Genomic DNA, 19,477 nt, shown 5'->3' on the forward strand with positions numbered 1-19,477 from the left:
ACCCAGAGAAGCCGAGGGAACCCCGTGACCGTTGAGAATCTCCCCGCCGACGACGCCGCGCTTCGTCAGGCCATGCATCGGGTCCGCACCGAGGTCGACAAGGCCGTCGTCGGGCAGGCCGGCACCGTCACCGGACTCCTGGTGTCCCTGCTCGCCCGGGGCCACGTCCTCCTCGAGGGCGTGCCCGGGGTCGCGAAGACGCTGGTGGTCCGGTCCTTCGCTCGAGCGCTCGGCCTCGACACGAAGCGCGTCCAGTTCACGCCCGACCTCATGCCGGGCGATGTCACCGGTTCGCTCGTGTACGACGCTCGCACCGGCGAGTTCGATTTCCGGGCCGGGCCCGTGTTCACCAACATCCTGCTCGCGGACGAGATCAACCGCACGCCTCCGAAGACGCAGGCAGCCCTTCTCGAGGCGATGGAGGAGCGCCAGGTGTCGGCCGACGGTGTCAGTCGTCCTCTGCCGGACCCGTTCCTCGTCGCTGCGACCCAGAACCCGATCGAGCACGAGGGCACCTACTCACTGCCCGAGGCACAGCTGGACCGCTTCCTGATGAAGCTCGTCGTCGGCATGCCCGAACGCGATGCCGAGCTCTCGGTGCTGCGCCGCCACGCGGACGGCTTCTCCCCCCGCGAACTCACGGGTATCGATCCGGTGGTCTCGCCGGACGAGATCCGTGCCGCCCAGGAGCGTGCGGCGGCGGTCGAGGTCACCGACGACGTCCTCGGCTACGTCGTCGACCTCGCGCGCGCGACACGCCAGTCCCCCTCGGTCGAGCTCGGTGCCAGCCCCCGCGCCTCGACGGGACTGCTCGCGGCAGCCAAAGCCTGGGCCTGGCTCAATGCCTCCTCCGCGGTGACCCCCGACCACGTGCAGACCATGCTGGTTCCGGTCTGGCGCCACCGGCTCCAGTTGCGGCCGGATGCCCAGATGGAAGGCGTGTCGGCCGACGCGGTCCTCACTTCCGTGGTGCAGCAGACCCGGGTGCCGATCTAGGTGTTCATCACCGGCCGGCTCACCATCGCCCTCGCCGTGGGCGTCCTCCCGCTCGTCCTCATCGGACTGGCGGGCTATCCGGAGTACCCAGCCCTCGGGGCCTGGATCGGCCTGTGCGTGCTGCTGGTCGCCCTGGATGTCGCACTCGCTGCGAGCCCCCGAACGGTGACCGTGAGCCGCCGGGTGCCCCAGCGAGCTCGTCTGGGCGAGCAGGTCCCGGTGAGCGTCGCCGTCCACAACCACGGCACCAGGACACTGAACGCCGTGATCCGCGACGCCTGGCAGCCCACGGCAGGGGCTCCCGCCGAACGCCAGCACCTGCGTGTGGCTCGGGGGGAACGCGCCCGTGTCTCGATCACCCTCCGCCCCCGGCGACGTGGGGAACTGGTGAGCGACTTCGTGATGATCCGCTCGCGCGGCCCCCTCGGCCTCGCCGGACGACAAGCACGACACGTCGTCCGCGGCGCGATCCGGGTGCTGCCGGCTTTCTCCTCGCGAAAGCACCTGCCCTCGCGCCTCGCGCGGTTGCGCGAACTGGACGGCAACACCAGCATCCAGGTGCGCGGTCAGGGAACCGAGTTCGATTCGCTGCGCGAATACGTACGGGGTGATGACGTGCGCTCGATCGACTGGCGGGCCACGGCTCGAGCCGGAACGACGATGCTTCGCACGTGGCGTCCTGAGCGCGACAGGCACGTGGTCATCATCATCGACACCGGCCGCACAGCCGCTGCCCGAGTCGGGGACGGCACCCGTGTCGATGCCTCCCTCGAGGCCGCCCTCCTCCTCGCCGCGCTCGCCTCCCGCGCCGGCGATCACGTGCACCTGCTCCTGTACGACCGCGTCGTCCGTGGCAGGGTGACCGGTGTCGACGGCACCGCGCTGCTCCCGGCGATGACCGACGCGATGGCCCCGGTGCACGCACGCCTGGTCGACACCGACTGGCACGGTGCCTTCGCTGCGGTCCGCTCGCTCACCACACGACCGTCGCTGATCGTCGCGCTGACCGCGCAGGATGCCGCAGAATCGGCGCGCGGCTTCCTCGGGGCCTTCCCGCGGGCGTCACGGGCGACGACGGTCCTCGTCGGTTCGGTGACGGACGACGGCATCAGTGCTCTCGCCCGAGAACGAGGTTCCCGGGAAGAGGTGTACCTCGCTGCCGCGGCCGAACGCACCCTCCGTGACGCGGAGAACGTCGCCGACGCGATCCGCAGAGCCGGTGGAGAGGCGATCGCCGCCGACCCGGAGGAACTCCCCCCTCGCATCGCGGATCGCTACCTCGAGCTGAAGGCCGCAGGACGCCTCTGACCTGTGCCGTGCCCGTGCACTGAGGGCGATCAGCCGGAGATGAGCCGCGGAGTCCCTGCCTCGTACTCGACGAGGTCGCCGGTCTCCCCCGCCCGGTGCGCACGCCCTCCGATGACGAGCATGTAGATCAGGAACACCGCGAGCGCGGCCGCACCGATCCCGATCTTCACAGGCCACGGGAGACCCCAGCCGGTCACGAAGCCCTCGACGAGCCCCGACAGGAACAGCGCGAAGATGAGTCCGATCGCGACCGTGGCGAGTGCCCTCCCCTCCTCGGCGAGAGCCTCCCCGCGGGTGCGGTGGCCGGGAGCGACCCAGGCCCAGAAGATGTGCAGCCCCGCGGCACCGGCGACGAAGATGCAGGTCATCTCGAGCATGCCGTGCGGGAGGATGTAGAGCACCATCAGATCAGCCTTGTCGTGCGCCGCCATGATCGCGCCGGCGGTACCGATCCCCATCGCGTTCTGCACGAGCATGTAGACGGGCCAGATCCCGGTGACGCCGAACAGCACGCACTGCATCGCGATCCAGGCGTTGTTCGTCCACACCATGCCCATGAACGTGGCCGCGGCGTTCTCGGTGTAGTAGCCCGTGAAGCTCTCGTCCGCGTACTGCTCGAGGGCGTCGGGCGGACCGAGGGTCGCGATCAGCGCCGGGTCGCTCGCGATCCATGCGGCTGTGCCGACCGCGACGGCGATGAAGGCGACCGCGATCACCAGAGTGGTCCATCGCAGGCGATAGAGAGCGGCAGGAAGCTGCAGTCGGAAGAACCGTGCCGTCTGGGTGAGGATGCTGTCGGACGCGCCGGTGAGGCGGAGCCGGGCTCTCACGAGGATCGTGGACAGATACGCGCCCTGCGGCGAGTCGCCGACCGAGGTCTTCAGTTCGGCGAGGTCGGCCGATGCGGCGCGGTAGCGGACGATGAGCTCATCCACTCCACTGCCGTCGAGTCGGGCGCGGCTGAGCTCGTCGAGCCGTTCCCACTCGGCACGGCGTGCATCGGTCAACGCGTCGGCATCCACCTGATTTACTGTACTCATGTCCACCCCGATCGACGTCTCCGACGAGGTGCTCTCCGGCGAAGCCGTCGCCATCGATGTGCAGCCGGTCGGCTTCCTGCTGCGCGCGCTCGGTGCCGCCATCGACATGCTCCTCGGATACGCCGTGTTCGCACTGTGGCTCTTCCTGCGCATCTGGCTGCTGAACGCCGGCGTGCTCGACGATGCCACCGACCGCATCGCGACGGTCGCGGCGATCGTGGTCAGCTTCGTGGTGCTGCCGATCACCATGGAGGTCGCGCTCAAGGGCCGCAGTCTGGGCAAGCTCGCGATCGGCGGACGCATCGTCCGCGTGGACGGAGGCGCCGCCGGATTCCGCCATGCCTTCATCCGCGCGCTCATCGGCGTGCTGGAGATCTACATCACGTTCGGCGGCATCGCCGTGCTCACGGGCGCCTTCACGGCGCGGTCCCAGCGGTTGGGCGACCTCGTCGCGGGGACCTACAGCCAGCGGGTCCGTACTCCGGCCCTCATCTCGCACGCCCCCGTGCTGCCCCCGGCGCTGGCCGGGTGGGCGCAGATCGCCGACGTCGCGCGAATGCCCGACCGGCTGGCTCGGCGCATCTCGCAGTTCCTGGTGAGCGCTCCGCGGATGATCCCCGCCGCGCGGGCCCGCGTCGCGCAGGAGCTGCTGAGGGAAGCGGCACCGTTCGTGTCGCCGGTGCCGCCCGTGTCACCCGAGCAGGTTCTCGTCGGCATCACCGTACTGCGCCGCGAACGGGAGCGCCGAGCGCTGGAGAACGCCGACCGCCGCGCCGAACGGCTCACCGGACGTCACGTCGGCGTCTGAGTCCCGCCGGAGGACGACCTCCGACGCAGACGAGCTCCGACGCGGACGCGTTCAGTAGCGGTAGTGCTCGAGCTTGTACGGCCCCTCGACCGGCACACCGATGTATGCAGCCTGCGCGTCGCTGAGCGTGGTCAGCTGCACCCCCAACGCGTCGAGATGGAGGCGGGCCACCTTCTCGTCCAGGGACTTGGGGAGCACGTACACGCCGATCGGGTACGCCTCGATGTTCGTGTAGAGCTCGAGCTGCGCCAGCACCTGGTTCGTGAAGGACGCACTCATCACGAAGGACGGGTGGCCGGTGGCGTTGCCGAGGTTCATCAAGCGGCCCTCGCTGAGCACGAGCACACTGCGCCCGTGGGGCAGACGCCACTCGTGGACCTGCGGCTTGATCTCGATCTTCTCCGCTCCGTCGAGGGCTTCCAGACCCGCCATGTCGATCTCGTTGTCGAAGTGCCCGACGTTGGCGACGATCGCCAGGTGCTTCAGCGCCAGCATGTGCTCGGTCGTGACGACATCGCGGTTGCCGGTCCCGGTCACGACGATGTCGACCTCGCCCGCGACGTCGATCAGACGCGCCACCTGGAAGCCGTCCATGGCGGCCTGGAGCGCGCAGATCGGATCGACTTCACTGACGATGACCCTGGCTCCCTGTCCACGGAGGGCTTCTGCCGCCCCCTTGCCGACGTCGCCGTACCCGCAGACGAAGGCCACCTTGCCGCCGATGAGCACGTCGGTCGCGCGATTGAGCCCATCGGGGAGGGAGTGGCGGATTCCGTACTTGTTGTCGAACTTGCTCTTGGTCACCGAGTCGTTGACGTTGATGGCCGGGAACAGCAGATCCTCGGAGGCGGCGAGCTCATAGAGACGATGCACGCCCGTCGTGGTCTCTTCCGTGACTCCGATCAGCCCTGCGGCGAGCGCCGTCCAGCGGTCGCTCGACTCCGCGAGGGAGCGGCGCAGGAGGTCGAGGATGATCGAGTATTCCTGTGAATCGGTCTCGGTCGGTGCAGGTACTGCTCCGGCCTTCTCGAACTCGACGCCCTTGTGCACGAGCAGAGTCGCATCGCCGCCGTCGTCGAGGATCAGGTTGGGTCCGTCGAACCCGCTCGACGACCAGTCGAAGATCCGCGCCGTACAGGCCCAGTACTCCTCGAGGGTCTCCCCCTTCCAGGCGAAGACGGGCACGCCTGCCGGGGCGTCGACGGTGCCTTCGGGACCCACGACGACGGCGGCGGCCGCTTCGTCCTGCGTGGAGAAGATGTTGCAGCTCGCCCACCGGACCTCGGCGCCGAGGGCCACGAGCGTCTCGATGAGGACCGCAGTCTGCACCGTCATGTGGAGCGAGCCCGCGATCCTGGCGCCCTTCAGCGGCTGAGCACCGCCGAACTCCTCCCGGAGTGCCATGAGTCCGGGCATCTCGTTCTCCGCGAGCCGCAGCTGGTGACGGCCGGCTTCGGCGAGGGAAAGATCGGCCACACGGTACTCGAGCTCAGGCATGCGCTCATTCTTCCATCCTGTCGGCCCCTCACGACCGTGTGTGTCAGAAGCGGATCGCGTCGATCACCTTCACCCGTAGCGCGACGAGCGCGGGGATGAACCCCGACACGGCGCCCACGACGACCGAGGCGATGAGTCCGACCAGCGCCGCCCTCATCGGGAACGGCGGGACGTCCTGGATCCCGTAGAACATCGTGGTCACGATCCAGTCCGATCGCAGGACGGCGACGACGATCGCGATCCCGATGACTCCGGCGACGGTCGTCGCGACGAGGCTCTCGAGGAAGACCGAGAAGAAGACCCGGCCCGAACTGGCGCCGAAGGCGCGGCGCACGCCGATCTCCCGCACGCGCTGCCGCATCGCCACGAGCTGGATGTTGATCAGGCTGAGAGCGCCGAGGGCGAGGATCAGCGAGGCGATTCCTCCCGTGATCATCTCGAAGGTCGCCTGGACGTCCAGGGCTCCCGGCTGCGCCGCCCAGTCGGTGCGACTCACCGAGATCGTCTGCCCCTCGGGCAGCCCCGCGCGTAGATCCATCGCCAGCACCGGGCCGATCTGGTCGGCTTGGTCGACACCGACCCACACCTCGTACTGCGTCGAGACTTCCGCGGGCAGAGCGTCCACTCTGTCGCGATAGTCGTCGTACAGCAGATCGACCCGCAACTCCTCGTCCCCGAAGCCCTGCCGGGGAACGATGCCGATCACCTGATAGGTGCCGCCTGCCGCGCCGCCGAACTCGACGGTGGGGTGCTGAGACAGCGGCACCCTCCCCAGACGGTCCCAGAGCGCCTCCGTGATCACGACCGGAGGTGCCATCGCCTCCAGGTCGGAGTCGAGGAACCAGCGCCCCTCCAGGAGCTTCTCGCGATGGATCTGCGGGAATGCCGGGTCCATGATGCGCGCGGGGACCGGGGCGATGCCCTCGGGAAGATGCACATCCAGCATGACCCCCTGCGCGATCCGCGTGGTGTGACTGAAACCGAACCGATCGGACACCCGGGTGAAGCGATCGTCGAATTCGTCGGCGTCGATCGGCGTGCCGTCGGCCGTGCTCGCCGAGACGGCGATGGTCGCGGCGCGTCCGCCCCACCGGTCGGACTGCTCCGCCTGGAACTGGCGCTGATACTCCGAGATCGCCACGACCGCGGTGAGCGCGCCGACCGAGACGGCGATGCCGATCAAGCTCAGCAGCACCCGCAGCTTGTGGACGCGGATCTCCGCCCAGGCGTCGGAGAGCGCGCCGAGGAACCCGGTCACGAGACGGGCTCCGCCACCGCGGGTGTCCCCTCCGACGGCACGGACGCCGCGAGCGTCGAGGCCTCGAAGGCGCGGCCCAGGTCCACCGGCTCCAGGCGTCCGGCGTCCAGGCGGTAGTGCCTGCGTGCGCGCGCGGCGACGTGCAGGTCGTGCGTGATGGTGACGAGCGCCGCATCGGTCTCGGTGGCGACCTCGTCGAGAAGGGACATCACGGAGGCCCCGGTATCGATGTCGAGGGCGCCCGTCGGCTCATCCGCGAGGATCAGGACGGGCTTCCGCACCAGCGCCCTGGCGATCGCGACCCGCTGCTGTTCACCCCCGGAGAGCTTGTCGGCGATCTGATCGACGCGATGGCCGAGGCCGACACGCTCGAGCATGTCCGCGGCGATCTGTCTGCGGTTCCAGAACATCCGGCCCTTCGCATGTCCGAGAGGCATCGTCACGTTGTCGAGCGCGGTGCGCCCGGGGAGCAGATTGAACTGCTGGAAGACGAAGCCCACGTTGTCGCCACGCAGCCGATCGAGGCGCCCCGATCGCATCCGGCGCACTTCACGCCCTTCGAAGGAGACGGAACCGGACGTCGGCGCATCCAGCATCCCGAGGATGTTGAGCAGCGTCGACTTGCCGGACCCCGAGCGCCCGACGATCGACACGTGGTCCCCGGCACCGACTTCCAAGGTGATCCCGCGAAGGATCTCGAGCCGCGAGTCGTCCGGGAGCAGAACGCTCTTCGCGACGTCGTCGAGAGCGACGAGGCTCACCAGCTCATCCCGCTGTCGCACTGTTCGACCCCCGGCGACACTTCGTAGCAGAACTCCTCGACGGGGGCGACGAAACCGGGCACGAACTCGCGGATGCTGTCGCCTTCCGCCAGTCCCTCCGTGACCTCGACGATCACCCCGTCGTTGACCCCGAGCGTCACCGTGCGCTCCTCCGGCTCGGAGCCGTCAGCCGCGTCGACCCAGACGGTGCCTGATCCGGCACCGCCCTGCACCGCGGTGACCGGGACCACGAGTGCGTCGTCGACCTGGCCGAGGGCGAGGTCGAGGGTCGCGGGAAGCCCGGCGAAGACCGTCTGGTCCTTCGGGATGGCGCACCGCACGCTGGCTGTCCCCTCTGCCGAGACCTGGACGCGCACCCCGGTGCACGCGAACGGTGCCGGTCCGCCCGTGATGGTGATCGTGGCCTCGCTCGGCGCGTTCACGAGACGATACAGCTGGACCGGGTCGACGGTCGCCAGCAGGTGGTAGCGCGCGGGCGTGAGCTTGTACGTCTCGGTACCGACGGACGTCATCTGCCCCTTCACGAGAGCGATCTCCGACACGTCGCCGGCTTCGGGGGCGAGCACGTCGATGTCCTTCCGGGGATACTCCTGACGAACGGTGAAGAGCTTCTGACCGGCGCTCACCGCCGCGCCTTCGCTCACGTGGACGGCCGTGACTGTCCCGTCGAGTTCGCTGCGCACCCCGAAGGTCTCGTCGCGAGCGATGTTGCCGGTCAGGGTCAGAGCATTGACGACCGAACCACGTTCCACGGCGATGATCGGGTCGGTGATCCCGGCATCAGGGCTGACGATGGTCTCGGCCCGGTCGGGGAAGAAGGCGATCTTGACGAGCGCGGCGGCGCACGCACCGAAGACCACGACGAGAAGCAGGGGGAAGATCCAGCGACGCCAGACGATCACGAGTGCCTTTCCGGCTGCGCCGCCCTGGCACGCCTCGGGACAGCGTATCCAGGCGCACGCGTTCTCCCGGGGCGGCTGACACCGCGTGTCCGGCCCGAACGGGCGCCGTCAGACGCGGAGGGCTTCGTCAGACGCGGAGGGCTTCGTGGCGGACGACGAGCCAGCCGGCCGGGACCGAGAGTCGATCCGCGTGCGGCGAGCAGAGGTCGTGGGCCTGAGGGTCGTTCGCGGCACCGAGCGGTCCGAGCGCCGCCATCTGGTCGCCATAGTCATAGGTGAGGGTGGCCACGGCTTCTCGCACGCAGCCGACCTTCGAGCACAGTCGTCCGTCCATCTCCGACAGCGTACGGCTGCCGTCCGTCGACGCTCGGGATGCCGCGCCGCAGACGCCGACACCACCTAGACTTTCGTCATGCCTCGTCGTCGCACTGCCCACACCTCCGCCGCCCCTCGGCGCGGTGCTCGGCACGGACGTCACGGACGTCTGGGCCGCAGCGAGGTCGTACGGCCTCCCCTCGCGCCCCTTGACGGACGCCTGGACCGATTCGACCTCACGGTCGGCACGGCGGTCGAGTTCCTCCGCGGAACCTGGCCGGAGCTGCAGGAGGTGCGATTCGAGATCGGGGCGATCCCGGGTTTCGACGCGACCGACGAGGTTCCACGCTGGTACCTCGACCGTGAGAACCGACGCATCGTGCTGTTCCGTCTGCCCATCGAACGCTTGCTTCCCCCGGGTCACGACGACGCGCCGCATCGGCGGATGGCGATCGAGAGCGCCGTGTTCCGGGCGGCCGCCGAGTATGTCGGTCGCGAGCCGTGGGATCTGGGCCACGAGCACTGACCTTTCCCCGCGGGAGATCAGGGGTAGACCGTGATCGCCTTCTCCACGCCGGCGCTGGCCTGCACGGGTGACACGGCGATCGCTCCCGGGGCGGTGAGGGTCAGGGCGGCGCGAATCGAGCCGTCCGTCCTCATCCGGTAGGTGGCGCCGGGATCGACTTCCACGCCGAGCGACTCGCCTGCGGCGATGACCATCTCCTCGGGCAGACCTCCGTCCGACGTCTCGAGGGTCACGGTCACATCCTGATCCGACGTGTTCGCCAGCTGGACCCTGGGCGCCGGCCCCGACGGCACGGCGAACAGGACATCGCCCTCGATCTCCGGCGCCGGGGTGATCCAGGCGAAGTCGGAGTCGCGACCGAAGCCGTCCTGCTCCCGGAGCGCGGCCACGACCGGAGCGTCCGAAACGACATCGACCGTGTACGAACCCGGTGCCAGGCCGGTGAGCGCGACCTGCGCGGGCAGGTCGGCTTCGACGGGGACCGAGAACTCATCGACCACGGCGGACGATCCCTCGGCCCGCACCCGGACCTGCACCCGAGCATCCGCTCCCGGTGACAGCACTCGGAGGACGGCCATCTCGGCATCGTCCCCTGCGGACGCGAAGACTTGGACCCCGGCCAGCACGAGGTTCTCCTGCGGGCCCGCGACGGCGTCCTGCAGGTCGATACCCGCCGGGTCGAGGACCTGCACGAGGGAGGATTGGAGGACGGCACGGACGGGTGCCCCCACCGCCCCGACACGAACCACCGGCGTGGTGTTCCCCGCCGCGATCGACGTCAGTGGGACCGCGGTCTGCGTGCGAGCGGGCACGATCACGGTGCGCGCGCTCCTCGTCTCTCCATAGACCGAGAGCGTGACGGTCGACGGCACCTCGGCCGCGTTCGTCAGGATCACGATGTCTTCGGTGCCGGTCGCGGTGCTGCCGCCCACGAGCCACGAGTCCAGCTTCGGAATACCGCAGGGGGCGGCCGCGTATCCGGCGAGATCCTCCGTCGCGATGCTGATCGACTCGGCGGCGGCGATCAAGGGAGCAGTGCGTCCTTCCACAGTGCCGGTGAGCACGCGGACCTCGCCGGCATCCGGCACATCCTTCACGGCGAGACCCTCGGACGCGGGGTCTCCCGAAGTTCCGCCGAGGGCCACGCTCGGCCGCGCGGCGGACGACATGCTGAGCGGATCGATCGCGTCGCGACCGAGCGCGCGGAGGTCACCGTTGCAGACGAGCACGCTGTCGCCGGGAAGGGGCGTGACCTGCATCTGGGCCGCGTCGTGGCTGATGCTCGGCCAGGGCGCATGCACGGCCGCAGTGATCCCTGCCACACAGGCGACGATGACCACGCCTCCCGTGACCAGGCGCGCGCTGGTGGCGGCGACGCGGATTGCGCGTGAGCGGCTCATCGGTCTCCCTCCACGGACCTGTCGGGGCCGTCCTCATCAGCGCCTGCCGGTGGGGACGCGTCGTCCGCTGCGGCAGCCTGATCGCCGCTCGGCTCGGGGTCGGTCTCAGGTTCAGCGATCGGCACCAGCGCCTCGTCGTTCAGGGCAGCGGCATCCTGCGGCTCTTCGAGAGCGCCGACCGGGGGCTGCTCCTCGAGATCGTGACGGTCCTCCGCATGCCGAGGAAGCACCAGAGGCTCATCCGGAGCGCGCCCGACGATCCGGGACTGCGCGCGCGCCGCGCGGCGCGAGGCGCGCGTGGGGATCGACAACAGCAATGCGGCGAGCACCGCCATCAGCTGGAGCGTGAGGACGAGCCTGACCGTCCCCTGCTGAGCGGCGCTGAGGGCAGGAGAGGCCGCGGCCTCCGCTTCCAGCCGCCAGAGCACCCCGCGATCCGTGCGGCCCGCATGCACGAGCCCGGGACGCTGATCGATCGAGGCGATGGCCATGGCACGGAGGGCACGCGCCTTGTCTCCGTCGCTGCCGGCGCCCTGAGCGACCAGCACATAGCTGATCCCCTTCGCCGATAGCTCACCCGGCGCATCGAACTCGCGAGCCGACAGCAGGTCCACCGCGAGGGTCGAGACGTCCGCCCCCTGCGGTTCCGTCGCCGTCGAGGTCATGGTCGTCTGCGACCCCAAGGTCTTGCTCGCACCCCGGACGACTTCGACCGCGAGTCCGCCGTCGTTCTTCGGGGTGAGGACGAGCGTCGCGACGTCGCGATCACCCGCTGCCTGGGCTGCGACGTAGGCGGGGAGGGTGGATTCGGGACCGTTCGTGAGGAGGGAGCGATCCGTGTGGAAGGCCGTGAGCGCCGGGACCGCGCAGACCGCCAGCGACAGGGCCGCGACGGTCGCCGCGACAGCTCTCAGGCGCGGCGCCGTGATGGCCGTGTCCAGCGTGACGAGCGCAGCGCCGAGCACCCCGATCCAGGCCAGACTGAGGCCTGCACCCGGCCAGATCGCCACTCCTGCGCCCTGGTCGAAGCTGACGGTGATTCCGACGGCGAAGAAGGCGGTGGCGAAGCCGGTCACCGCGACGACCAGAAGCGTGATCCCTGCCCGCCACCGCGGCGCCAGGGCGGAACCCAGAGCGAGGAGGGCGGTCGGGGCACAGAGGACCCAGACCCAGGGAGTGACCGCTTCGGGCGCGAACGATGCCCACCCGGCGAGGTCCGTCGTCGGGAAGCCCATCGCGAGGGCCAACCTGCCCGCGGCGTCGGCAGTAGCCTGCGAGCCCGCCCAGATCAGCCCCGGGTCGCCCAGGACACCCCACGGCGTCCCGTGCGCGAACTGCCAGAAGACGAGGGGGGCGAACAGAGCCACCGTCGGAACCGGCAGCCAGAGCAGACGCGCGGCCCCCCGGAACTGCGCCGTGCCGAGCACGATGCCGAGCGCCACGATCCACAGCAGGACCAGCGCGGGCGCCAGCGAGGGCGCGCACGCGAGGACGGCGGCGAGCAGCAGCGACGCACTGCCGGCGGCTCCCCACGACCGGTGGGCGACCACGGCGGTGTGGAAGAGCCAAGGAAGGAGGAGATGTACGAGGACGGCGCTCGGACGCCCCTCGACGAGCGCCGTGAGGAACGGAGGGGTGAGCGCCCATGCGACGCCGGCGAAGATGCGCAAGCCCGATCGGTCGGTCACCCGCGTCGCGGCGAACCATCCCCCGAGGACGGCGAGCGGGAGGGCGAGGATCCACAGGAGCACCATCGCGAACGACGGACCAGCAGGCCACAGGGTACCGAGCACCGCCACGATCGCTGCGAACGGATCGGCAGGTCCGATGAGGTCGACGGCGGTGCCCCGAATGCCCCAGGCCGCATCGCTCCACAGCGCGGCGACGGTCTGACGGAGCGGGAGCAGTCCGCCGCCGCCGAGTGCCGGCCACGCCAGGAGGGTGGTGAACGAGGCGATGCTGACGACGAGCGCCCCGAGCACGGCCCATGCTCCCCCGCCGGAGAAGAAGCGCAGTTCGCTGACCGCGCCGCCCTCGCTGCCATGCCCGTCGTCGAGGTGCCGACGCAGATCCGAGGAGGTGATGCGCAGAGGCGCGATGCTCGCCCACGTCGACGTTCGGAAAGCGCGGATGCGCGACCTCGATCGCGCGATCGCTCCGAGGCGGATCATCGCGGTGAGCGCTGCCCCCCATTCGGGGAGCACGGCCTCGGGCCGCTTGCCGATGAGGTGGGTGATGGAGCGCCACAGCGCGAGAGGAAGCAGGCTCAGCCAGTGCAGCGGCACCGCCGCGGCGGGAGCGTAAGCCAGGCGTCGATGCAATTGGGCGAGCCGCGTGACGTACGCCCGGCGCGACCGCCCGGACGGCAGCGCCGCAGGACCACCGGGAGCAGCCGAGATTCGTGCGCTCGGTGCGAGTACGACGCGTCCGCCGCCCAGGCGTGCCCGCACCCCGAGGTCGAGTCCCTCATCGGCGCCGGCGAGGGCGGGGTCGAGACGCAGAGCATCGCGGACTTCGCCACGGATGAGGATGCCCCGCACATCGGACCCGAGAGCGTCATCCATGCGATCGTGCTGGCCCTGGTCGAGCTCGCCGGCCGCGAGCTCGACCGAGCGGCCGAGAGCGGTCATCGTCACCCCGAGGGAGACGATCTCGCGGTCGTTGTCGGTCGCGACGAGCTTGGGCGCGATGATCGCCGCGGAGGGCGAGCGTTCCAGCGTTCCGCGAAGACGTTCCAGTGCGCGCGGGTGCGGGGCCGTGTCCTGGGCGAGCAGCCAGATCGCTGAGCCGTCGAGCACCCGCGGCCGAGCGAGGTCGACCGCCTCGGCGAAGGAGGTGCTGGCGCGCGCCTCGATGATGCCCTCTACCGTCGCGGCGACCGCTTCGCTCTCCCGCATCGAAGACGAATCCCCGCAGACGACGAGCGTCACGGCGTCCGCGGGTGCGGTCTGGGATCGCACGGCGTCGAGAGTGCGGAGGAGCTGCGCGCGGGAGGCGGATCCGGGGCGCGCGACGATGATGGCGTGAACTCGGGCTGGCATGTCCTCGTCAGCCTATGCGCGGGTCAGGCGGCGCTGGAGCAGCCCGTGCGGCGCGCCCGCGAAGCCGTGCCACGCGGAGACGATGCGGACGATCAGCTGGCGCGACGCTTGAGCTTGCGGCGTTCGCGCTCCGAGAGACCGCCCCAGATACCGAAGCGCTCGTCGTTGTTGAGCGCGTATTCGAGGCACTCGCTGCGGACGTCGCACGTCGTGCAGATGCGCTTGGCGTCTCTGGTGGATCCACCCTTCTCAGGGAAGAATGCCTCCGGGTCCGTCTGCGAGCAGAGTGCGTCGCTCTGCCAGGCGAGGGCGTTGTCATCGTCGGATGCTTCGGTCCGTCGAACCCCGGGAACACCGAGGTTGATCGGATCGACGAACCAGTTCTCCGGTACGTCGGAACGGTATCCCGTCATCTCGATCTCCAACCCTGTCTCCGCCCCCCGGCGGGCCGTGCTCATGACTAATTACACCCGTGTCATTCGCTCCGGTCAAGTCGCGGATCGTAAACCCTCAAGCCGCTCTTTAAGGTTCTTGGGGGTCGATCGGCGTGTCGCGCGCCCGGGGTCGGCTCAGCGCCCGGGGCTCGCGATGAAGACCTCGCCGACGCCGGAAACGGTGAGGGTGCCTTCGTCGGCACTCGCGAACGCCGCCGCACCGACCACGACGTCGATTCGCTCGCCGTCCGCAGAAGCGACGGCGACCTGCCCGTCCGTCGCGAGCACCATCGTCGGCCCGGACACGTCGAGGGCGACGGGGGTTCCGTCGAGCTCGATCCTCGTGAGCGCGAAGTCGGGCACCGGAACCGGATACGCCGTGACCCCGCCGTCACCGTGGGGGCGCAGCACCGGAACCTCACCGGGAGTGGCGTCGAGGATCGCGAGCAGTTCGGGGACATCGATGCGTTTCGGGGTGAGCCCGCCCCGCAGCACGTTGTCGCTCGCCGCCATGATCTCCACGCCGAGTCCGGACAGGTACGCATGGAGCAGACCCGCGCGCAAGAACACGGCCTCGCCGCGACGCAGGACGACGTGGTTCATGAGCAGAGCGACCACGACGCCGGGATCCCCCGGGTAGTTCTCGGCGACGCTCGCGATCGCACGGAGCGTCGTCCCCCACTCCCCCGTGTCACCGTCTCCACGCACGGACGATGCCACGACGGCCGAGATGATGTCCTCGACCGCAGCGTTCGCTCCGCCCCCGAGCAGCCAGCCGATCGTGTCCCGAAGGGAATCGTCGCCCGCGCCGAGTCGGTCGCGCAACTGAACGACGCCCTCGCTGTCGTCGAGCAGCCCCAGCAGCGCGAGTGTCTCGTCGACCGGACGAAGACCGCTCAGCGACTCAAACCGCTCGCTGAGGGCGACGATGAGCTCGGGCTTGTGGTTGTCGTCGCGGTAGTTGCGCCGCGGATCGTCCGCGGCGAGTTCGCTCTCGCGCTCCCAGCCCGCGCGTGCCTGCGCGATCGTCGGGTGCACCTGGATCGAGAGCGGACGCCCGGCCGCGAGGAGCTTGAGCAGGTACGGCAGGGTCCCCCCGGTGACCTGATCGAGGGTTCCCCCTCCGGCGACATCGGCCGGATCCCCGGGGTGGTCCCCGAACCACACCTCGGCCTCCGGCGCGCCTGTCGGCGTGCGCCCTTCGAGTCCGGCGAGGAGGGAGTCGGATCCCCACGCGTAGTCGCGGGGAGCATTCGTGAGGCTCAGCAGCATGGTCCCAGCGTAGGGCGCACTGCGGCGTTCAGCGACGCGCCGAGCGCGGCGCGGTAGCCTGAACGCGATGGCCCAGTACACCAAGCACCCGGTGGCAGCCCCGCCGACACCGCCGGAGCGCGAGTCGACGGGGCATCTGATGCTGCGCGGCTACGTGATCCTCGTGTTGATCGTGACGTTCGCGCACACCGCGGTGTACAACCTCGTCGGCATGGAGGGGGCCGGTGCCACTCTCGTCGCCTTCACGCTCGCGACGCTGGCCATCGGCGTCCCTATGCTGGCCCGCAATCACCCGCAGCCGTTCCGCTGGCGGCGCCTGCCCTGGACGGCGATCGGCTACACGGCGTTCGCCCTCCTCTCCGTCGCCTGGTCGCAATGGCGGGGGCCGACTCTGATCACCTGGTTCCTCCTCGCCGCGGTGACCGTCAACGGCCTCTTCATCGCGCACGTGCTCACCTGGCATGAGATCGTGCGGGCCCTCTCCTCCGCGTTCAAGTGGATCCTCGGCCTCTCGCTCGCCCTTGAGCTGTGGGTCTCACTCGTCCTGCACGGTCCGCTCCTGCCGAATTTCGCGACGTTGCCGGACGGCCGGATCGACCCGCAGCTCTACTGGGTGCGCGACAACCTCTTCGACGGCGGCAGGATCCAGGGGATCGTCGGCAATGCGAACGTGCTCGCGATCATCTCGCTGTTCTCGATCATCACTTTCGGCGTGCTGTTCGTCGCCCGCGCGCGCTGGCGCACCACGCTCGCACTCTGGATGCTCCTCGCGGCATACTTCCTGTTCCGCACGTCCTCCGTGACCGCGTTCATCTGCGCAGCCGCGACCGCGGTCGTCCTCGTGGTCGCACTCCTCATGCGTCGCGCCCGCACTCCCGGCGCACGAACGCGCATCTACGTCGTCGCCATCGGCGGGACGGCCTTGGCGGCAACAGTGGTCTGGCTGCTTCGAGAGCCACTCCTCGGACTCGTCGGCCGCACCTCCGATCTCACCGGACGCTCCGATCTGATCTGGGCGAAGGTCCTGGAGCGGGTCCGCGAGCACCCGATTCTCGGCAACGGCTTCTCCAGCCCCTGGATCCCCACCGACCCGTCGTTCGATCACTGGATCACCGATCACGGCATCACCGTCTTCCACGCGCACAACATGTGGCTCGATGTCCTGTTCCAGCTCGGCGTCGTCGGCGTCATCCTGATGGGCGTGGCGTACCTGAGCCTGTTGTGGCGCTCCTGGTTCTTCGCCGTCGATCGCCCCCGGTGGGACCTCGATTCCGCGCGCCCCTTTTCTCCGCTGACCCTGTTGCCCAGCCTGTTCACCGTGGTCCTCCTCGTCCAGGGGTTCGCCGAGTCGACACCGATCATGCTGTGGGGCTGGATGCTCGTGGTGCTCCTGTCGTTCAAGCTGAAGTCGGTCCCGCTGGTCGGGATCGGCGAGCGCGACCTCGTGTTCGAGCGCGGTGCCCGGCAACGGCGGGTTCCGTGACGTCGTCGCGCCCCCTGGTGAGGCTGCTCGGATCGGTCGAGCTGGCTCGCGCCTTCGCCCTCGCCACTCTGACCACGGTCTTCGCCTCGTACGCGATCGAGCGGATGACGTCGAAGGTCACGCTGGCCACCATCATCACGGTGCTCTGCCTCCTGGGCGCGGCGATCCTGTGGGTCCGACGGGATGAGCTGTCCCTTCTCCGGATCGCCCCGTCGTCGCTCATCGCCTTCCTCGGCTGGGCTCTGGTGAGCCTGGTGTGGACGACGGACCGCTCGGACACGCTGTTCGGCTGGATGTCATTGTTCGGCTACGCATTCCTCGCGATCACGATCGGCCACATCCGTGACACCCTCCAGACCGTTCGCGCGATCGGCGACACCCTGCGCGCCCTCCTCGCCGTCTCGCTGGGAATCGAGATCCTGTCCGGCATCCTCCTCGATCTCCCGTTCACCTTCCTCGCCATCCAGGGAAACCTGGCGGAAGGCGGTCCGATCCAGGGCCTGTTCGGCAGCCGCAACATGCTCGGGTTCATCGCGGTCATCGCACTCATCACGTTCGTCATCGAGTGGCGCACACAGTCCGTGAACCCGCCGCTCGCCGTGGTCTCGATCGGCCTCGCCGGTTCCCTGGCCTTCCTCTCGGCATCGCCGACCGTGCTCGTTCTCGCCGTCGCCGTGGGCACCGTCACGCTCGCGCTGACGATCGTGCGACACACGTCACCCGCGCGGCGCAACATCGTGCAGCTCGCCCTCGGCATCCTCGTGACCCTGACGCTCACGATCGCGTTCGCGCTGCGCCACCAGATCATCGCGCTTCTGGACGCCGGATCGGACTTCTCGATCCGCGCATCTCTGTGGAACACGATCCTCGACTTCGTCGCCGTCAGACCGATCAACGGGTGGGGATGGTTCGGTGAGTGGGCCCGTGGCGAATACCCGTTCACCTTCATCAACTTCCAGCTGGACGACCATCACCAGAGCGCACTGAACGCGTTCTTCGATGTGCTGCTCCAGCTCGGCGCGGCCGGCCTGGTGCTCTTCCTGTTGCTGGGCGGCGTCGCGCTGATCCGCTCCTGGCTGGTGGCGAGCGTGCGTAGATCCGTCGTCTACGCCTGGACGCCGATCATGCTGGTGACGTTGGCCGTCGACTCGATGTTCGAGAGCTTCACGCTGGTCGGCGCCGGGTGGTTCATGCTGGTGCTCTGCGCGTTGCGCGCCGGACAATCGCGGTCCTGGCGCGAGAACATCGACGCTGTGCACACGGGCGCGATCCCGACGCTCCGCCCGCAGGAGTGACCGCCCACAGGGGTTACTGAGGGCGCCGCGGCGCCCTCAGCTCAGCGAGCGCAGCTTCTCGGCCCAGGCGATCGCGTCGCGCACACCATCGTCGACCGAGCGCTCGGCACGCCAGTCCAGCACCTCGGCCGCACGGTCGACGATCGCGAAGGCACCCGCCTGGTCTCCGGGGCGGCGATCGGTCTCGATCACCGCGAGAGGTTCACCGGTGACGCGTTCGAACGCGGCCACGAGCTCTCGGACCGTCACACCGTCGCCGGTGCCAAGGTTGATCACCTGGTACGGCTCATCGTGGGTGGCGACATCGTCGAACTTCTGAACCGCCGCGACATGCGCCAGAGCGAGATCCCAGACGTGGATGTAGTCGCGGAGACCCGAGCCGTCGCGCGTGGCCCAGTCGGTTCCGGTGATCGTGAAGGGCTCTCCGGACGCGCTGGCCTGCATGATCTTTCCCAGCGCGTGCGAAGGAGTCGGATTCTGCAGGCCGGTGCGCAACTGCGGGTCGGCCCCGATCGGGTTGAAGTACCGCAGCGCGATCGCGCGGAAGTCGCCGGCGTTCGCTGCATCGTCGAGAATCTGTTCGACCATCGCCTTGCTCGTAGCGTACGGGCTCGCCGGCGCCAGTCGGCCGGCCTCATCCACGCCGTCGCCTCCCTCACCGGCGTACACGGCCGCCGAGGAGCTGAACACGATGCGAGGGATGCCCGCGTCCCGCAAGCGCTGGAGAAGCACGATCGTCTTCCCGACATTCGCCTCGTAGTACCCGAGCGGGTCGGCGACGGATTCCGGGACGACGATGCGTGCGGCGCAGTGGATGACCGCATCGATGTCGGGGTGATCGGCCAGAAGTCGGTCGACCGCGGCGACGTCGGCGATGTCGCCGACGTACAGGTCGCGCCCCTCGCCGAAGGACCGGAGCCCGCGGGAGAGGTCATCGAGGAGGACCACGTCGAGGCCGGCTTCGATGCACGCCGTCGCGATGGTTGAGCCAATGTAGCCGGCGCCGCCGGTGATCAATACCTTCATCGCGGTCAGTCTACTCAGTAGATCTGCAGGCCCGGCGGGAGACTCTCCGCAGATGCAGAGGTCATCGACGGTAGGCTACTCACTGCTCGTCGAG

Annotated in this window: 17 protein-coding genes; 6 read left to right on the forward strand and 11 right to left on the reverse strand. The window is 69.3% G+C overall.

The genetic code is table 11. The features are described from left to right. Positions 1 to 72: 72 nt before the first annotated feature. Complete coding sequence (locus tag LVJ59_RS04395; RefSeq protein WP_227992070.1) at positions 73 to 996, forward strand: MoxR family ATPase; 924 nt, start codon at positions 73 to 75, stop codon at positions 994 to 996. Then, the gene (locus LVJ59_RS04400; RefSeq protein WP_232762137.1) at positions 997 to 2,304 is read left to right on the forward strand and encodes a DUF58 domain-containing protein; all 1,308 of its coding nucleotides are present in this window, start codon (positions 997 to 999) and stop codon (positions 2,302 to 2,304) included. A gap of 29 nt (positions 2,305 to 2,333) precedes the next feature. Here the strand turns inward: LVJ59_RS04400 and LVJ59_RS04405 are convergent, their stop codons facing one another. Then, a complete protein-coding gene (locus tag LVJ59_RS04405; protein WP_134353990.1) occupies positions 2,334 to 3,326 on the reverse strand; it encodes a stage II sporulation protein M in 993 nt (330 codons plus the stop codon). A gap of 16 nt (positions 3,327 to 3,342) precedes the next feature. Between LVJ59_RS04405 and LVJ59_RS04410 the strand changes: the two genes are divergently transcribed. Next, on the forward strand, positions 3,343 to 4,152 hold the full coding sequence (locus LVJ59_RS04410) for an RDD family protein (protein WP_232762138.1): 810 nt from the start codon (positions 3,343 to 3,345) through the stop codon (positions 4,150 to 4,152). 51 nt (positions 4,153 to 4,203) lie between these two features. On the opposite strand, the gene ahcY is transcribed toward LVJ59_RS04410, so the two are convergent. The 5 genes from ahcY to LVJ59_RS04435 form a co-directional block, all read right to left on the reverse strand. Continuing rightward, entirely contained in the window at positions 4,204 to 5,649 is a 1,446-nt protein-coding gene (gene ahcY, locus LVJ59_RS04415; protein WP_232762139.1) for an adenosylhomocysteinase, read from the reverse strand. 43 nt (positions 5,650 to 5,692) lie between these two features. After that, positions 5,693 to 6,907 carry an ABC transporter permease gene (locus LVJ59_RS04420; RefSeq protein ID WP_232762140.1) on the reverse strand — a complete coding sequence of 405 codons (1,215 nt, stop codon included), beginning with the start codon at positions 6,905 to 6,907 and terminating at the stop codon, positions 5,693 to 5,695. Then, a complete protein-coding gene (locus LVJ59_RS04425) occupies positions 6,904 to 7,668 on the reverse strand; it encodes an ABC transporter ATP-binding protein (protein ID WP_232762141.1) in 765 nt (254 codons plus the stop codon). The genes LVJ59_RS04420 and LVJ59_RS04425 overlap by 4 nt, the downstream gene beginning before the upstream one ends. After that, positions 7,665 to 8,591 carry an efflux RND transporter periplasmic adaptor subunit gene (locus LVJ59_RS04430; protein WP_232762142.1) on the reverse strand — a complete coding sequence of 309 codons (927 nt, stop codon included), beginning with the start codon at positions 8,589 to 8,591 and terminating at the stop codon, positions 7,665 to 7,667. The genes LVJ59_RS04425 and LVJ59_RS04430 overlap by 4 nt, the downstream gene beginning before the upstream one ends. A 127-nt stretch (positions 8,592 to 8,718) precedes the next feature. Then, positions 8,719 to 8,925: a DUF3499 family protein gene (locus LVJ59_RS04435; RefSeq protein WP_047523011.1), complete on the reverse strand. Its 207-nt coding sequence runs from the start codon at positions 8,923 to 8,925 to the stop codon at positions 8,719 to 8,721. A 78-nt stretch (positions 8,926 to 9,003) separates the two neighbouring features. On the opposite strand from LVJ59_RS04435, the gene LVJ59_RS04440 reads away from it, so the two are divergent. Continuing rightward, the gene (locus LVJ59_RS04440; protein WP_227991546.1) at positions 9,004 to 9,432 is read left to right on the forward strand and encodes a hypothetical protein; all 429 of its coding nucleotides are present in this window, start codon (positions 9,004 to 9,006) and stop codon (positions 9,430 to 9,432) included. Positions 9,433 to 9,449: 17 nt separating this feature from the next. Here LVJ59_RS04440 and LVJ59_RS04445 read toward each other — a convergent pair whose 3' ends face one another. From LVJ59_RS04445 to manA, 4 genes are all read right to left on the reverse strand, one after another. Then, positions 9,450 to 10,832: a DUF5719 family protein gene (locus LVJ59_RS04445; protein ID WP_232762143.1), complete on the reverse strand. Its 1,383-nt coding sequence runs from the start codon at positions 10,830 to 10,832 to the stop codon at positions 9,450 to 9,452. After that, positions 10,829 to 13,873: a glycosyltransferase gene (locus tag LVJ59_RS04450; protein WP_232762144.1), complete on the reverse strand. Its 3,045-nt coding sequence runs from the start codon at positions 13,871 to 13,873 to the stop codon at positions 10,829 to 10,831. Before LVJ59_RS04450 ends, LVJ59_RS04445 begins: the two co-directional genes overlap by 4 nt. A 92-nt stretch (positions 13,874 to 13,965) precedes the next feature. Continuing rightward, a complete protein-coding gene (locus tag LVJ59_RS04455) occupies positions 13,966 to 14,286 on the reverse strand; it encodes a WhiB family transcriptional regulator (protein ID WP_081997016.1) in 321 nt (106 codons plus the stop codon). Positions 14,287 to 14,442: 156 nt separating this feature from the next. Next, positions 14,443 to 15,579 (reverse strand): mannose-6-phosphate isomerase, class I, encoded by a 1,137-nt coding sequence (gene manA, locus LVJ59_RS04460; RefSeq protein WP_232762145.1) that lies wholly within the window; start codon positions 15,577 to 15,579, stop codon positions 14,443 to 14,445. A gap of 67 nt (positions 15,580 to 15,646) precedes the next feature. On the opposite strand from manA, the gene LVJ59_RS04465 reads away from it, so the two are divergent. After that, positions 15,647 to 17,062 (forward strand): O-antigen ligase, encoded by a 1,416-nt coding sequence (locus LVJ59_RS04465; RefSeq protein WP_232762146.1) that lies wholly within the window; start codon positions 15,647 to 15,649, stop codon positions 17,060 to 17,062. Then, entirely contained in the window at positions 17,059 to 18,357 is a 1,299-nt protein-coding gene (locus LVJ59_RS04470) for an O-antigen ligase (RefSeq protein ID WP_232762147.1), read from the forward strand. The genes LVJ59_RS04465 and LVJ59_RS04470 overlap by 4 nt, the downstream gene beginning before the upstream one ends. A 36-nt stretch (positions 18,358 to 18,393) precedes the next feature. On the opposite strand, the gene galE is transcribed toward LVJ59_RS04470, so the two are convergent. Next, a complete protein-coding gene (gene galE, locus LVJ59_RS04475) occupies positions 18,394 to 19,383 on the reverse strand; it encodes a UDP-glucose 4-epimerase GalE (RefSeq protein WP_232762148.1) in 990 nt (329 codons plus the stop codon). Positions 19,384 to 19,477: the final 94 nt, after the last annotated feature.

This window comes from Microbacterium sp. KKR3/1 (assembly GCF_021272365.1).
In the GTDB taxonomy this organism is placed as follows: Bacteria; Actinomycetota; Actinomycetes; order Actinomycetales; family Microbacteriaceae; genus Microbacterium; species Microbacterium aurugineum.

Bases quoted from the DNA above. Each gene is read 5' to 3' on its own strand.
- LVJ59_RS04395 (WP_227992070.1), top strand. From the start codon at position 73: ATGCATCGGGTCCGCACCGAGGTCGACAAGGCCGTCGTCGGGCAGGCC.
- LVJ59_RS04410 (WP_232762138.1), top strand. From the start codon at position 3,343: ATGTCCACCCCGATCGACGTCTCCGACGAGGTGCTCTCCGGCGAAGCC.
- ahcY (WP_232762139.1), bottom strand. From the start codon at position 5,649: ATGCCTGAGCTCGAGTACCGTGTGGCCGATCTTTCCCTCGCCGAAGCC.
- LVJ59_RS04435 (WP_047523011.1), bottom strand. From the start codon at position 8,925: ATGGACGGACGACTGTGCTCGAAGGTCGGCTGCGTGCGAGAAGCCGTG.
- LVJ59_RS04440 (WP_227991546.1), top strand. From the start codon at position 9,004: ATGCCTCGTCGTCGCACTGCCCACACCTCCGCCGCCCCTCGGCGCGGT.
- LVJ59_RS04445 (WP_232762143.1), bottom strand. From the start codon at position 10,832: ATGAGCCGCTCACGCGCAATCCGCGTCGCCGCCACCAGCGCGCGCCTG.
- LVJ59_RS04450 (WP_232762144.1), bottom strand. From the start codon at position 13,873: ATGCCAGCCCGAGTTCACGCCATCATCGTCGCGCGCCCCGGATCCGCC.
- LVJ59_RS04455 (WP_081997016.1), bottom strand. From the start codon at position 14,286: ATGACGGGATACCGTTCCGACGTACCGGAGAACTGGTTCGTCGATCCG.
- manA (WP_232762145.1), bottom strand. From the start codon at position 15,579: ATGCTGCTGAGCCTCACGAATGCTCCCCGCGACTACGCGTGGGGATCC.
- LVJ59_RS04465 (WP_232762146.1), top strand. From the start codon at position 15,647: ATGGCCCAGTACACCAAGCACCCGGTGGCAGCCCCGCCGACACCGCCG.
- galE (WP_232762148.1), bottom strand. From the start codon at position 19,383: ATGAAGGTATTGATCACCGGCGGCGCCGGCTACATTGGCTCAACCATC.